Annotated in this window: 13 protein-coding genes and 1 tRNA gene; all 14 read left to right on the plus strand. The window is 68.4% G+C overall.

Translation table 11 applies throughout. From position 1 onward, the window contains the following. Positions 1–9 precede the first annotated feature (9 nt). The 14 genes from ruvC (at position 10) to EVS83_RS07895 (ending at position 11,699) form a co-directional block, all read left to right on the plus strand. On the plus strand, positions 10–537 hold the full coding sequence (gene ruvC / locus EVS83_RS07830; protein ID WP_133500489.1) for a crossover junction endodeoxyribonuclease RuvC: 528 nt from the start codon (positions 10–12) through the stop codon (positions 535–537). A gap of 139 nt (positions 538–676) precedes the next feature. After that, entirely contained in the window at positions 677–1,273 is a 597-nt protein-coding gene (ruvA, locus tag EVS83_RS07835; RefSeq protein ID WP_133500490.1) for a Holliday junction branch migration protein RuvA, read from the plus strand. A 25-nt stretch (positions 1,274–1,298) separates the two neighbouring features. Next, positions 1,299–3,236 (plus strand): potassium transporter Kup, encoded by a 1,938-nt coding sequence (locus tag EVS83_RS07840; protein ID WP_133500491.1) that lies wholly within the window; start codon positions 1,299–1,301, stop codon positions 3,234–3,236. A 41-nt stretch (positions 3,237–3,277) separates the two neighbouring features. Next, a complete protein-coding gene (gene ruvB, locus EVS83_RS07845; protein ID WP_133500492.1) occupies positions 3,278–4,312 on the plus strand; it encodes a Holliday junction branch migration DNA helicase RuvB in 1,035 nt (344 codons plus the stop codon). Positions 4,313–4,454: 142 nt separating this feature from the next. Then, positions 4,455–4,859: a tol-pal system-associated acyl-CoA thioesterase gene (ybgC, locus tag EVS83_RS07850; protein ID WP_133500493.1), complete on the plus strand. Its 405-nt coding sequence runs from the start codon at positions 4,455–4,457 to the stop codon at positions 4,857–4,859. Positions 4,860–4,934: 75 nt separating this feature from the next. Next, complete coding sequence (gene tolQ / locus EVS83_RS07855; RefSeq protein ID WP_133500494.1) at positions 4,935–5,735, plus strand: protein TolQ; 801 nt, start codon at positions 4,935–4,937, stop codon at positions 5,733–5,735. A gap of 3 nt (positions 5,736–5,738) precedes the next feature. Continuing rightward, positions 5,739–6,176: a protein TolR gene (gene tolR, locus EVS83_RS07860; protein ID WP_133500495.1), complete on the plus strand. Its 438-nt coding sequence runs from the start codon at positions 5,739–5,741 to the stop codon at positions 6,174–6,176. A 2-nt stretch (positions 6,177–6,178) separates the two neighbouring features. Continuing rightward, the gene (locus tag EVS83_RS07865) at positions 6,179–7,063 is read left to right on the plus strand and encodes a TonB C-terminal domain-containing protein (RefSeq protein WP_246022818.1); all 885 of its coding nucleotides are present in this window, start codon (positions 6,179–6,181) and stop codon (positions 7,061–7,063) included. A 109-nt stretch (positions 7,064–7,172) separates the two neighbouring features. Beyond that, complete coding sequence (gene tolB, locus EVS83_RS07870; protein WP_133500496.1) at positions 7,173–8,480, plus strand: Tol-Pal system beta propeller repeat protein TolB; 1,308 nt, start codon at positions 7,173–7,175, stop codon at positions 8,478–8,480. Positions 8,481–8,568: 88 nt separating this feature from the next. Then, entirely contained in the window at positions 8,569–9,054 is a 486-nt protein-coding gene (gene pal / locus EVS83_RS07875) for a peptidoglycan-associated lipoprotein Pal (protein ID WP_425456080.1), read from the plus strand. Between the two features lie 141 nt (positions 9,055–9,195). Next, positions 9,196–10,020 (plus strand): tol-pal system protein YbgF, encoded by an 825-nt coding sequence (ybgF, locus tag EVS83_RS07880; protein ID WP_425456081.1) that lies wholly within the window; start codon positions 9,196–9,198, stop codon positions 10,018–10,020. A 61-nt stretch (positions 10,021–10,081) separates the two neighbouring features. Continuing rightward, complete coding sequence (gene queE, locus EVS83_RS07885) at positions 10,082–10,756, plus strand: 7-carboxy-7-deazaguanine synthase QueE (RefSeq protein WP_133500498.1); 675 nt, start codon at positions 10,082–10,084, stop codon at positions 10,754–10,756. A gap of 111 nt (positions 10,757–10,867) precedes the next feature. Then, positions 10,868–11,572 (plus strand): 7-cyano-7-deazaguanine synthase QueC, encoded by a 705-nt coding sequence (gene queC / locus EVS83_RS07890; protein WP_281275107.1) that lies wholly within the window; start codon positions 10,868–10,870, stop codon positions 11,570–11,572. 51 nt (positions 11,573–11,623) lie between these two features. After that, a tRNA-Lys gene (locus EVS83_RS07895) sits at positions 11,624–11,699 on the plus strand. The last annotated feature ends 527 nt before the right edge of the window (positions 11,700–12,226 follow it).

Raw genomic sequence — 12,226 nt, forward strand, 5'->3', positions numbered from 1 at the left:
CGCATCGACGTGATCCGCATCCTCGGTATCGATCCGGGCTCGCAGCGCACCGGCGTCGGCTTCGTCGACGTCGACGCGACGGGCCGCTGCACCTACGTGTCGGCGCACACGCTCAAGCTGCTCGACGCCGAGGATTTCCCGAAGCGCCTCGGCCTGCTCTGCGAAGGCCTGGACGCGCTCATCGACGAGTGGAAACCGCAGCACGTCGCCATCGAAACCGTCTTCATGGACAAGTCCGCGACGAGCGCGCTCAAGCTCGGGCACGCGCGCGGGGCGGCGATCGCGACGGTGGTGCGTCGCGGCCTCGGCGTCAGCGAATACGCGCCGCGACTGATCAAGCAGTCGCTGGTGGGGCGCGGCGCGGCCGACAAGCAGCAGGTGCAGCACATGGTCCGCCTGCTGTTGAACCTGCCCGACCAGAAGCTGCAGGCCGACGCCGCGGACGCGCTGGCCGTCGCGCTGACCCACGCGCACATGAGCGCGACCGCCGGGCGCACCGGTATCGATCTCGCCCATCTGCGCCGGCGCGGCGCCTGAGACACGGCCATGACACCGTCGACGTCGAAACGGGCGCACAATGCGCGCCGCCGCGAAGCCGGCACGGGGGATCGGGCATGACCGCACGGATTCACGACATCCAACGCATCGCGCGCCACGCGGCCGCGGGAGCGCGCGCGTGATCGGTCGTCTCCGTGGAGTGCTCGTCCAGAAGCAACCGCCGTGGCTGCTCATCGAAGTCGGCGGCGGCATCGGCTACGAACTCGAAGCGCCGATGAGCACGTTCTACGACCTGCCCGAAGCCGGGCGCGAGGTCGTGCTCTTCACGCATTACGCGCAGAAGGAAGACAGCGTCGCCCTGTACGGCTTCCTGCGCGAAGGCGAGCGCAGATTGTTCCGTGACGTGCAGAAAGTGACCGGCATCGGCGCGAAGATCGCGCTGGCCATCCTGTCCGCAGTCAGCGTCGACGAGTTCGCGCGGCTCGTGCAGGCCGGCGACGTCACGGCACTCACGCGCATTCCCGGCATTGGCAAGAAGACGGCCGAACGCATCGTGGTCGAACTGCGCGACCGCGCGGCCGACCTCGCGGGCCTCGGTTCGACACTGGGTGTGAACACCGGCCTGCCGGCCGATCCGCAGACCGAAGCGGTCGTCGCGTTGCAACAGCTCGGTTACAAGCCCGCCGAGGCGGCGCGCATGGCGAAGGACGCCACGCAGCCCGGCGACGACACCGCGACCATCATCCGCAAGGCGCTACAGTCCGCGCTCCGCTGAGCGAAGGACCGTTCGAGAACGCTCCATGACCGCTACCGCTTCCACGGTTTCGCCTTCCAACGGCGCCGGCGACACCGGCCATGCGCACCACGGGCATGCCGGCCTCGCGTCGCTGGTCGTGGGCGCGGTCGGCGTGGTGTTCGGGGACATCGGTACCAGCCCGCTCTACACGATGCAGGAGATGTTCCTGCCGCACTACGGGTTGTCGCCGGATGCGCACACGGTGAAGGGCCTGCTGTCACTCGCGTTCTGGGCGCTGATGCTGGTCGTCACGCTGAAGTACGTCATCGTCATCATGCGCGCCGACAACGAAGGCGAGGGCGGCATCATGGCGCTCACCGCACTCGCGCAGCGCTCGCTGAAGCCGGGTTCGCGGCTCAGTTACACGGTCGGCATCCTGGGTATCTTCGGTGCGTCGCTCTTCTTCGGCGACGGCATGATCACGCCGCCGGTCACGGTGCTGGGTGCGCTCGACGGCCTGCGCGTGATTTCGCCCGCCTTCTCGCACTTCGTGATGCCGGTCGGCCTGCTGATCCTGTTCGCGCTGTTCGCGTTCCAGCGCTTCGGTACCGAGACCGTGGGCAAGGCGTTCGGGCCGGTGATGATCGCGTGGTTCATCGTGCTTGCGGTGATCGGCGGCTACAACATCGCACGCTATCCGTCGGTGCTGTCGGCGCTGAATCCGTACTGGGCGTTCGACTTCTTCACAACCCACGGCGGGCATGCGCTCTTCATCCTCGGCGCCGTCGTGCTGGCGATCACCGGCGGTGAAGCGCTGTATGCCGACATGGGCCACTTCGGCAAGAAGCCCATTCGCTGGGGCTGGTTCGCATTCGTGCTGCCGGCGCTGGTGCTCAACTATTTCGGGCAGGGCGCGACGCTGCTGCAGAACCCGGCCGCGCGTTCGAATCCGTTCTACATGTCGATGCCGGACTGGGCGCAGATCCCGATGCTCGGACTTGCGACGGTCGCCGCCGCGATCGCATCGCAGGCGGTCATCACCGGTGCGTATTCGGTGACGCGCCAGGCGATCCAACTCGGCTACCTGCCGCGCCTGTCGATCAAGCACACCTCGCGCCAGACCATCGGCCAGATCTACGTGCCGTCGATCAACTGGATGCTGCTCGGCGCGGTCGTCCTGCTGACGCTGTCGTTCCAGAGCGCCACGAATCTCGCGACCGCGTACGGCCTGTCGGTCACCGGCACGATGCTGATCGACACGCTGCTGCTCGCCGTCGTCGCCTACACGCGCTGGGAGCGTTCGCGCCGCTGGGTGCTGCCCCTGTGCGGGCTGTTCCTGATCATCGACATCGCCTTCCTCATCGCCAACGGCGGCAAGCTGTTCACCGGCATCGGCGCGTGGGTGCCGCTGATCATCGGCATCGGCTCGTTCACCGTGATGCGCACCTGGCGTCGCGGCCGCGCGCTGCTGCACGAGGAAATCCGCAAGGAAGGCATCCAGCTCGACGTGTTCCTGCCCGGGCTGATGCTGTCGCCACCGGTGCGCGTGCCGGGCACGGCGGTCTTCCTGACGGCCGATCGCGGCGTCGTGCCGCAGGCGTTCCTGCACAACCTCAAGCACAACAAGGTGCTGCACGAGCGTAACGTCTTCCTCACCATCGAACCGATGACGGTGCCGACCGCGCCGAAGGACAAGCGCCTCAAGATCGAATCGATCGGCGAGAACTTCTATCGCATCACCCTGAAGTTCGGCTTCATGGAGACGCCGGACGTGCCGCTTGCGCTGATGCGGTCCTGCGACAAGGGCGGCATCCATTTCGACCCCATGGACACGACGTATTTCGCGAGCCGCGAGACGGTCGTCGCCAGCAAGCATCGCGGCATGCCGTTCTGGCGCGACAAGCTGTTCGCGCTCATGCACCGCAATGCGGCGCCGGCGACGTCGTTCTTCCGCATCCCGGGCAACCGCCTCGTCGAGCTGGGCGCGCAGGTCGAGATCTGACGCGTCGCACCGCGTGAGCGGCGCCGGGCCATAATCCCGGCATGACCGACACCCGCCTCATCGGAGCCGGCGCGACCCACGAGGACGCCGCCGCCGAAGCCTCCATCCGCCCCAAGCGCCTGGACGAGTACCTCGGCCAGGTGCCGGTGCGCGAGCAGATGAAGATCTACATCGAGGCGGCGAAGGGGCGCGGCGAGGCCCTCGACCACGTGCTGATCTTCGGGCCGCCCGGCCTCGGCAAGACCACGCTGAGCCAAGTCATCGCGAACGAACTGGGCGTCAACCTGCGGCAGACGTCGGGCCCGGTGATCGAGAAGGCCGGCGACCTCGCCGCGCTGCTGACCAACCTGCAGCCGCACGACGTGCTGTTCGTCGACGAGATCCATCGTCTGTCGCCGCTCGTCGAGGAAGTGCTCTATCCGGCGATGGAGGACTTCCAGCTCGACATCATGATCGGCGAAGGCCCCGCCGCCCGTTCGATCAAGATCGACCTGCCGCCGTTCACGCTCATCGGCGCGACGACTCGCGCGGGCCTCCTGACCGCGCCTCTGCGCGACCGCTTCGGCATCGTGCAGCGCCTGGAGTTCTACAGCGCGGAGGAGCTGACGAAGATCGTGCAGCGCTCGGCGCAGATCCTCGGCATCGCCTGCCATCCGGATGGCGCGGCGGAAATCGCGCGACGCTCGCGCGGCACCCCGCGTATCGCCAACCGCCTGCTGCGCCGCGTGCGCGACTTCGCGCAGGTGCGCGGCGACGGCACGATCACGAAGCAAACGGCGTTCGAGTCGATGTCGATGCTGAAGGTCGACCCCGAAGGTTTCGACGAGCTCGACCGCCGCCTGCTCGCCACCATCATCGAATCGTTCGATGGCGGCCCCGTCGGCGTGGAATCGCTGGCCGCGGCGCTCAGCGAGGAACGCGGCACGCTCGAGGACGTCGTCGAGCCCTTCCTGATCCAGCAGGGCTACGTGATCCGCACCGCGCGCGGGCGCATGGCGACGCAGAAGGCCTATCGCCACCTCGGCTTTACGCCGCGCGCGAAGCCGAACGACCTGTTCGAGCCGCCGGCGGTCTGACGTTCGGGTACCGCGTCGCAGCGGTTTTGCTGCGGCAAGCTAGGCACGGAGCGCGAACGACTGAACGTCGCGCGAACCGGCGGGTCGATCCCGTCGTCGCACGGCGGGTAGACTGGCCCGCCCGCCGCACCGTACGGAGCGCATGTTCAGCCTGCCGGTCCGCATCTACTGGGAAGACACCGACGCCGGCGGCGTCGTGTACCACGCGCGCTACGTCGCATTCCTGGAGCGCGCGCGCTCGGAGTGGATGCGCGCGAACGGCCACGGGCAGGCGTCATTGCAGGCCGAAGGCCTGGTCTTCGCAGTGCGCGCGATGACGCTCGATTTCCTCAAGCCCGCGCGCCTCGACGACGCACTGACCGTCACCTGCGAACTCGCCGAATGCCGGCGCGCCAGCCTGTCGTTCCGGCAGGCGATCGAGCGCGACGGGGAACGCCTGCTCGCGTCGACGGTCCGAATCGCTGCGCTCGACGCGGCGACGTTCCGTCCCGCCCCGATCCCGCCCGGGCTGCATGCGCAGCTCGCCGCCCTCGAATCCAAGAACTGACGTCCGCCGCATGGACCGGAGACCCCGCATGACCGCATCGCACCGTCCGCACGCTTCGACGCCGGAGATCGCCCGATGAGCGCGCTGTCGCTGATGCTGCAGTCCAGCCCGAGCGCGCTGCCGGATGCCGCGCCTGCGAACGTGCAGCCGCTCGCCGATGCGACGCAGGCGGCGACGACCGCCGCGGCACCCGCGGCCGGCTCGATCGATCTCGTGCATCTCGTCGCCGCGGCCAGCCTGCCGGTGCAGCTGATCATGCTTTTGCTGATCGTCGCCTCGATCGGCTCGTGGATCATCATCTTCCGCAAAGCCGCGCTGCTGCGCCGCGCGAAGCGCGAAGCGATGCAGTTCGAAGAGCGCTTCTGGTCGGGCGCAGAACTCAACAAGCTCTATGAAGGCGCGAGCGGCCACGGCCGCAACGTCGGCGGCATGGAAGCCATCTTCGAAGCCGGTTTCCGCGATTTCAACCGCCTGCGCCAGCGTCGCGGCGCCGATCCCGATGCGCAGCTCGAAGCGGCACAGCGCGGCATGCGCGCCACCGCGTCGCGCGAACTCGATTCGCTGGAGCACAACCTCGAACTGCTGGCGAACATCGGTTCGACGTCGCCGTACATCGGCCTTGTCGGCACCGTGTTCGGCATCATGGTGACGATGCATTCGCTGCTTGCCAGTTCGCAGCAGGTCGGCATCAAGGACGTTGCCCCGGGCATTTCCGAAGCGCTGCTCGCGACCGCGATGGGCCTGTTCGTCGCGATCCCCGCGGTGTGGGCGTACAACCGCTTCGCGACCGCGGTCGAGCGCCTGGCGACGCGCTACGAGGCCTTCGCCGAGGAGTTCTCGTCGATCCTGCAGCGACAGTCGCATCTCGAGGGCTGAGCCATGTCGCTCGCGCTCAGGCGGCATCGCCGCCGCAAGCTCAAATCCGAGATCAACGTCGTGCCGTACATCGACGTGATGCTCGTGCTGCTGGTCATCTTCATGATCACCGCGCCGCTTCTGAACCTCGGCGTGGATGTCGACCTGCCGAAGTCGAACGCGAAATCGCTGCAGCAGAAGACCGAGCCCGTCGTCGTGCAGGTCGACGCCGAGGGCAACTACTTCCTCGCGGTGAAGGCGGGCAGCAACGAAGCGGTGAGCGCGTCCGAACTCGCCGCGCGGCTGTCGACGATCGTCGCGCAGAACCATGACGCACAGGTGCTGATCGGTGCCGACGCGAAGGCGAGCTACCAGACCGTCACCGATGCGATCGACGTGCTGAAGAAGGCCGGCGTGGAGAAGGTGTCGCTGATCAGCTCGCCCAAGGGCTCTTCGAAGTGAAGGTGAGGGCGGCCGACGACGCCACCGCGGTCGCGCTGGCGATCGCGTTGCACGTCGTGCTCGGGCTGCTGCTGTGGCTCACGATGCGGCCGAGCGACACCATGCAGGCGAGTGCCGGTGGCATGGCCGCGGACGTCGTCGACGTCGGCCAGCTGTCGGCGGCGATGCAGCGCACGTTGCGCCATCGTCCCGAACCGGTCGAGCCCCTGCCCGAACCGGTGCCGGATGAGCAACCCGAAGTCACGCCGCCACCGCAACAGACCGCGCCGCAGCAACAGCTGACGCAGCCGGACGACGTCGACCAGCAAGCGGTGGTCGAAACGCCGACGCCGCAGAAGGCCACTGAAACCAAGCCCCAGGACGAAAAGCACACGCAGCAACAGGCCGACCTCACCAATCCGGTCGACGCGCAACAACAGGCGCAGCAGAAGCTGAAGGCCGAGAAGGAAGCGCAGCTCGCCGAGATCCGCAGGCGCCGCGCCGCGGCCTCGCGCGAAGCGCTCGCGGCGGAGGAGAGGCTGGCGCAGCTCACCGCACCGCGCGCGGGTTCGGCCGCGCAGCAGGCGGCTCAGGCGGATGCGCAGGCCAGTGGCACCGGCGCGGCCGACGACGGCCTGCTCGGTCGCTACGCCGCGGCGTTGCAGGAGGCGATCCGCGCGAAGTGGGTGCGCCCGGACAACATTCCGTCGGGCGCGGGCTGCCGCCTCGTGATCCGCCAGCTGCCGGGCGGCGAAGTCGTGGATGCGCAGGTCACGTCGCCCTGCGTCTACGACGAGGCCGGCCGCCGCTCCATCGAAGCTGCGGTGCTGAAGGCGCAACCGCTTCCCTACGCAGGCTTCGAAAAGGTCTTCAAGCGGGAGTTGACGCTCAACTTCCGGGCGCCCTGAGGGACTTGGTGTACGGCGCCTGTCAAGCCGCTAAACCATTCAGGTGTGAGCTAGGATTCACGAACGGGCTGCTACCTGTATGCGCCCCTGACGGACGTGAGGAATCGCGATGAGTCGACTCGTGTCGTGGCTGGTCCTGTGCATCTTCGCGCTGCTGCCCCTGGCGGCGGGCGCGCAACAGCAGGGCCTGGAGATCGACATCGTCGGCGGCAACGCGGCCGCGCTGCCGATCGCGGTGGTGCCTTTCCAGAACGGCACGGGCGCGACGGACGAGGCGTCCATCGTCGCCGCGGACCTCAATCGCTCCGGTCAGTTCAAGTCGCTGCCCGTCGAGGCGCTGCCCGAGCGTCCGACGCGCAGCGAGGAAGTGAATTACCCCGCGTGGCGCGCGATCAACCAGGACTACGTCGTCGTCGGCCGCGTGCTCGACGCGGGCGGCGGTGCATATCGCGTCGAATACGAACTGCTCGACGTCGCCAAGCAGACGCGCCTTCTCGGATTCGCGCTCACCGCGCGCAGTGGCCAGCTGCGCGACGTCGCGCACCAGATCGCCGACGCGATCTACGAAAAGATCACCGGCGTGCGCGGCGCGTTCTTCACGCGCATCGCGTACGTCACGCAGAGCGGCGCGGGCAACGGTGCGCGCTATGCGCTCGTCATCGCCGACAGCGACGGTTACAACCCGCAGACGGTCGTGCGCTCCACCGAACCGCTGATGTCGCCGTCGTGGAGCCCGGACGGTGCGCGCCTCGCATACGTCGGCTTCGAGGGCGGCAACTCGGCGATCTACATCCAGACGATCGCGAGCGGCGCGCGCGAAGTCGTCGCGCATTTCCGCGGCATCAACGGCTCGCCGGAGTTCTCGCCGGACGGCCGTCGCCTCGCGATGACGCTGTCGCGCTCGGGCAACCCCGAGGTCTACGTGATGGATCTCGGCAGCCGCGCGCTCACGCAGGTCAGCAACCACTACGCGATCGATACGGAGCCAACGTGGAGCGCGGACGGTTCGCGCATCTATTTCACGTCCGACCGTGGCGGCCGCCCGCAGATCTATAGCGCGTCGGCGTCCGGTGGCAGCGCGACGCGCGTGACCTTCCAGGGCTCGTACAACGCGAGCGCCACCGTGTCGTATGACGGCAAGAAGATCGCGACCGCGCAGGGCTCGGGCAACACGTATCGCATCGCGATGATGGATTCCTCCGTCGGCAGCGCACGCTGGAGCCTGCTGTCGCCGGGTAATCTCGATGAATCCCCGAGCTTCGCGCCCAACGCGAGCATGCTCATCTACGCCGCGCGCGAAGGCGGCCGCGGCGTGCTGTACGCCGTATCCGCCGACGCCCGCGTCCGCCAGCGCCTCGTGCTCGCCGATGGCGACGTGCGCGAGCCCGCGTGGGGCCCTTATCGCACGCCGCGTTGAGCGTCGTGAGCCGTAACCCCGATCGAACAACCACGAGGAACGACCCATGAACGTGAACTCCGCCAGCAAGCTCCTGATCGTCGCCGCGATGTGCACCCTCGCGATGGCGTGCTCGAAGAAGGTCAAGGAAACGCCGCCGACCGACACCGGCACCGTCGGCACCACGCAGCCGGCCGTCGACAACGGTCCGACCACCGCGGGCATGTATGGCCCGAACGACCTCGACACGGATTCGTGCCTGCGCCAGCGCGTCGTCTACTTCGATCTCGACCAGGACGCGCTGAAGCCGGAGTTCCAGGCGATCGTGAACTGCCACGCCAAGTACCTGCGCGATCGTCCGTCCTCGCGCATGACGCTCGACGGCCACGCCGACGAGCGCGGCAGCCGCGACTACAACCTCGCGCTTGGCGAGCGCCGCGCGAACGCCGTGTCGTCGGCGATGCAGGCCGCGGGCGGCCAGTCGTCGCAGCTCACCGTCAACAGCTTCGGCGAAGAGAAGCCGGTCTGCACCGAGTCGGGCGAGGATTGCTGGTCGAAGAACCGTCGCGTCGAGATCAGCTACAGCGCGCGCTGATCGCACGCACCGCACGACAGACGGGCCGCCACGCGCGGCCCGTTTTCGTTCGCGGCGACGCATTCATCGTCGCGACAGTCGAATCGCCACGCGCCCGCGGCATACTCGGGCGCACGATCGAACCGGGGACCTGACATGACCATGCCTCGCGCGCTCACGCTCGCCGTCGCCCTTGCGCTCGTCGCGCCGCTGCCCGCGGCCGCGCAACGCGCGAGCCTCGCCGACCGCGTCGCCGCACTGGAAGTGCGCGCCGCGAATCCGCAGAACGTCGACCTCGTCAACCAGATCGCGCAACTGCGCACCGAGATCCAGTCGCTGCGGGGACAGCTCGAGGAAGCGCAGCAGGCGAACGAGCAGCTGCGCAATTCGATGCGGACGCAGTACCTCGACGTCGACGGGCGACTTCAGCGCCTCGAGGGCGCCGCGCAGCCCGTCGCGGCGCCCGCGGCACCCGCGGTGACGGCGCCGACGCCCGCCAAACCCAAACCCGGGTCGACGGCCAAGCCCGCCGCAACGTCTTCGGCGATCAAGCCCCCCAAGCCGGCCGCTCCCGCCGCCTCGGCCGGCAGCGCGGCGCCCACCGGTGCCGAGCTCGCCGCCTACAACGCCGCGTTCGATGCGCTGAAGGCCGGCCGCTACGCCGACGCGTCGCGCCTGTTCGCGGACTTCCTCGACAAGTACCCGGGCGGCGTCTACGCGCCGAACGCGCTCTACTGGCTCGGCGAGAGCTACTACGCGACGCACAACTACGCCGAGGCCGTCGGCCCGTTCACGCAGCTGCTGGACCGCTTCCCGACGCACGACAAGGCGCCCGGCGCCCTGCTCAAGCTCGGCCTGACCCGCCAGAACCTGCGTGATGAAGACGGCGCGCGCGGCGCCTACGCCGACGTCGTCGCCCGCTATCCGGGTAGCGATGCCGCGCGCTCGGCCGCCGACCGCCTGCGCGCGATGGGCCCGGGTCGCTGAGCGGCTGAACGCCACCGCCGGTGCGGTGCCGGCGGAGGAGGGCGGGCGGTAAAATCGCCGGATGAGCGTCCCCGTCACCGCGGCCGCCGCGGCCCCCGAGCGGCTGCGGCTGACCGAGATTTTCCTGTCCCTGCAGGGCGAGTCGAACTCCGTCGGCTGGCCGACCGTGTTCGTGCGCCTGACCGGCTGCCCGCTGCGCTGCCAGTACTGCGACACCACGTATTCCTTCCACGGCGGCGACTGGTGGGAGATCGACGCGATCCTCGCGGAAGTCGCGCGCCTCGGCGTTCGCCATGTCTGCGTCACCGGCGGCGAGCCGCTCGCGCAGAAGCGTTGCTTGATCCTGCTGCAGCGCCTGTGCGACGCCGGCTACACCGTGTCGCTGGAGACGTCCGGCGCGCTCGACATCGGCGGGGTCGATCCGCGCGTGATCCGCGTCGTCGACATCAAGACGCCGGGCTCGGCCGAGGTGCATCGCAACCGCTGGGAGAACATCCCGCTGCTGACGCCGCGCGACGAAGTGAAGTTCGTCATCTGCTCGCGCGAGGACTACGAGTGGTCGCGCGGCATCGTCGCTGAGCATGCGTTGAGCGCACGCTGCGACGTGCTGTTCTCGCCGAGCTTCGGGCAGGTCGCGCCGCGCGAGCTTGCGCAATGGATCGTCGACGACCGTCTGCCGGTGCGCTTCCAGCTGCAGCTCCACAAGATCCTCTGGGGCGACGAACCCGGGCGTTGAGCCCTTGCGACGTCTGCGCGATGTCGCGCAGCGCGTCGGTCGAGCATTCGTCGCGCCGCACGTCTCAATGCATTTCCGATCCACCTCGATTGACGCAGGTTGTCCGTGACCATTTCCGATTCCCGACCGACTGGCGCGAAGCGCGCCGTCGTCCTTCGGTCCGGCGGCATGGATTCCGCCGTCGTCGTCGCGATCGCGAAGGCGCAAGGCTTCGATGTGTACGCGCTCAGCGTGCGCTATGGCCAGCGCCATACGTCGGAACTCGATGCCGCCGCGCGCGTCGCCACGTCGCTCGGCGCGGCTGCGCACAAGACCGTGGTGGTCGACCTCGGCACGATCGGCGGTTCCGCACTCACCGATTCCAGCATCGACGTGCCAACCTCGGGCGACACCGGCAGCGCGATCCCGGTGACGTACGTGCCGGCGCGCAACACCATCATGTTGTCGATCGCGCTCGGCTGGGCGGAAGTGCTCGGCGCGAATGACATCTTCTGCGGCGTGAATGCGGTCGACTATTCGGGCTATCCAGATTGCCGGCCGGAGTTCGTCGCTGCGTTCGAGCGACTGGCGAACCTCGCGACGAAGGTGGGCGTCGAAGGCGCGGGGCTGCGCGTGCACGCGCCGCTGCAGTTCATGAGCAAGGCCGACATCGCCCGCGAAGGCGTGCGCCTGGGCGTCGATTTCGGGCTGACCGTCTCGTGCTACCAGGCCGACGCGGACGGCCGCGCCTGCGGTGTCTGCGACGCATGCCGCCTGCGCGCGCAGGGCTTCGAAGCGGCCGGTGTTCCGGACCCGACGCGCTACGTCGCGGGCTGAAGGCGGACGGCGTCTGCGGTAAGATCGCGCCCCCGGCGACGCCGGGCCTGTGGGTCGTTAGCTCAGTCGGTAGAGCATCGGACTTTTAATCCGCTGGTCGATGGTTCGAATCCATCACGACCCACCATTTTGACGGCGCAGCGTGAGCCGCCGCCTGCGCCGATCTCGGCGGCGAACGACACGTCGGTAGCTTCCGTGCGACGCGCGCAAGGTGTCGCGCCACGGGCGCTGCCGGTGTCACGGCGTACTTTCCACCGGCGCTGAGGAGCGGCTGCGAGAGAGGCAGCGGTCGCTCACGACTTGCTCGGCGTGAAGCAGCAGATGTCGGGTGCAGTTCCCCCGCACCGAATGGTGACGCTGTGCTTCGTGGTCGTTGCTGAGGCCAGGAAAACGTGGGGTGCGGACGCGGCGCAATCCAGTGACCTGCAACCATTGTCGATGCGGTCTCGCGTCGGACAAAAGCCCGGTTACATCCGGAAAAGAGACGTCGCATCCGACCGGGCGCCAGCTGTGCTTCCGCGAGACAGATGGCTCACATCAGCGTAGCCCGCAGGAGAGTTGGTTGAATGTCCGCGATCGGCCGTTTGCCGACGTCGCTTGAGGGGCGGGCTCCCTAGTCAGGCCGAGCCGGCGTTGGATCCCTCATGCATCGGT

The sequence above is a fragment of the Cognatilysobacter terrigena genome (genome assembly GCF_004361065.1).
GTDB lineage: Bacteria > Pseudomonadota > Gammaproteobacteria > Xanthomonadales > Xanthomonadaceae > Cognatilysobacter > Cognatilysobacter terrigena.

Coding starts and splice junctions, on each gene's coding strand:
- EVS83_RS07840 (WP_133500491.1), top strand. CDS start 1,299: ATGACCGCTACCGCTTCCACGGTTTCGCCTTCCAACGGCGCCGGCGAC.
- ruvB (WP_133500492.1), top strand. CDS start 3,278: ATGACCGACACCCGCCTCATCGGAGCCGGCGCGACCCACGAGGACGCC.
- ybgC (WP_133500493.1), top strand. CDS start 4,455: ATGTTCAGCCTGCCGGTCCGCATCTACTGGGAAGACACCGACGCCGGC.
- tolQ (WP_133500494.1), top strand. CDS start 4,935: ATGAGCGCGCTGTCGCTGATGCTGCAGTCCAGCCCGAGCGCGCTGCCG.
- tolR (WP_133500495.1), top strand. CDS start 5,739: ATGTCGCTCGCGCTCAGGCGGCATCGCCGCCGCAAGCTCAAATCCGAG.
- tolB (WP_133500496.1), top strand. CDS start 7,173: ATGAGTCGACTCGTGTCGTGGCTGGTCCTGTGCATCTTCGCGCTGCTG.
- pal (WP_425456080.1), top strand. CDS start 8,569: ATGTGCACCCTCGCGATGGCGTGCTCGAAGAAGGTCAAGGAAACGCCG.
- ybgF (WP_425456081.1), top strand. CDS start 9,196: ATGCCTCGCGCGCTCACGCTCGCCGTCGCCCTTGCGCTCGTCGCGCCG.
- queE (WP_133500498.1), top strand. CDS start 10,082: ATGAGCGTCCCCGTCACCGCGGCCGCCGCGGCCCCCGAGCGGCTGCGG.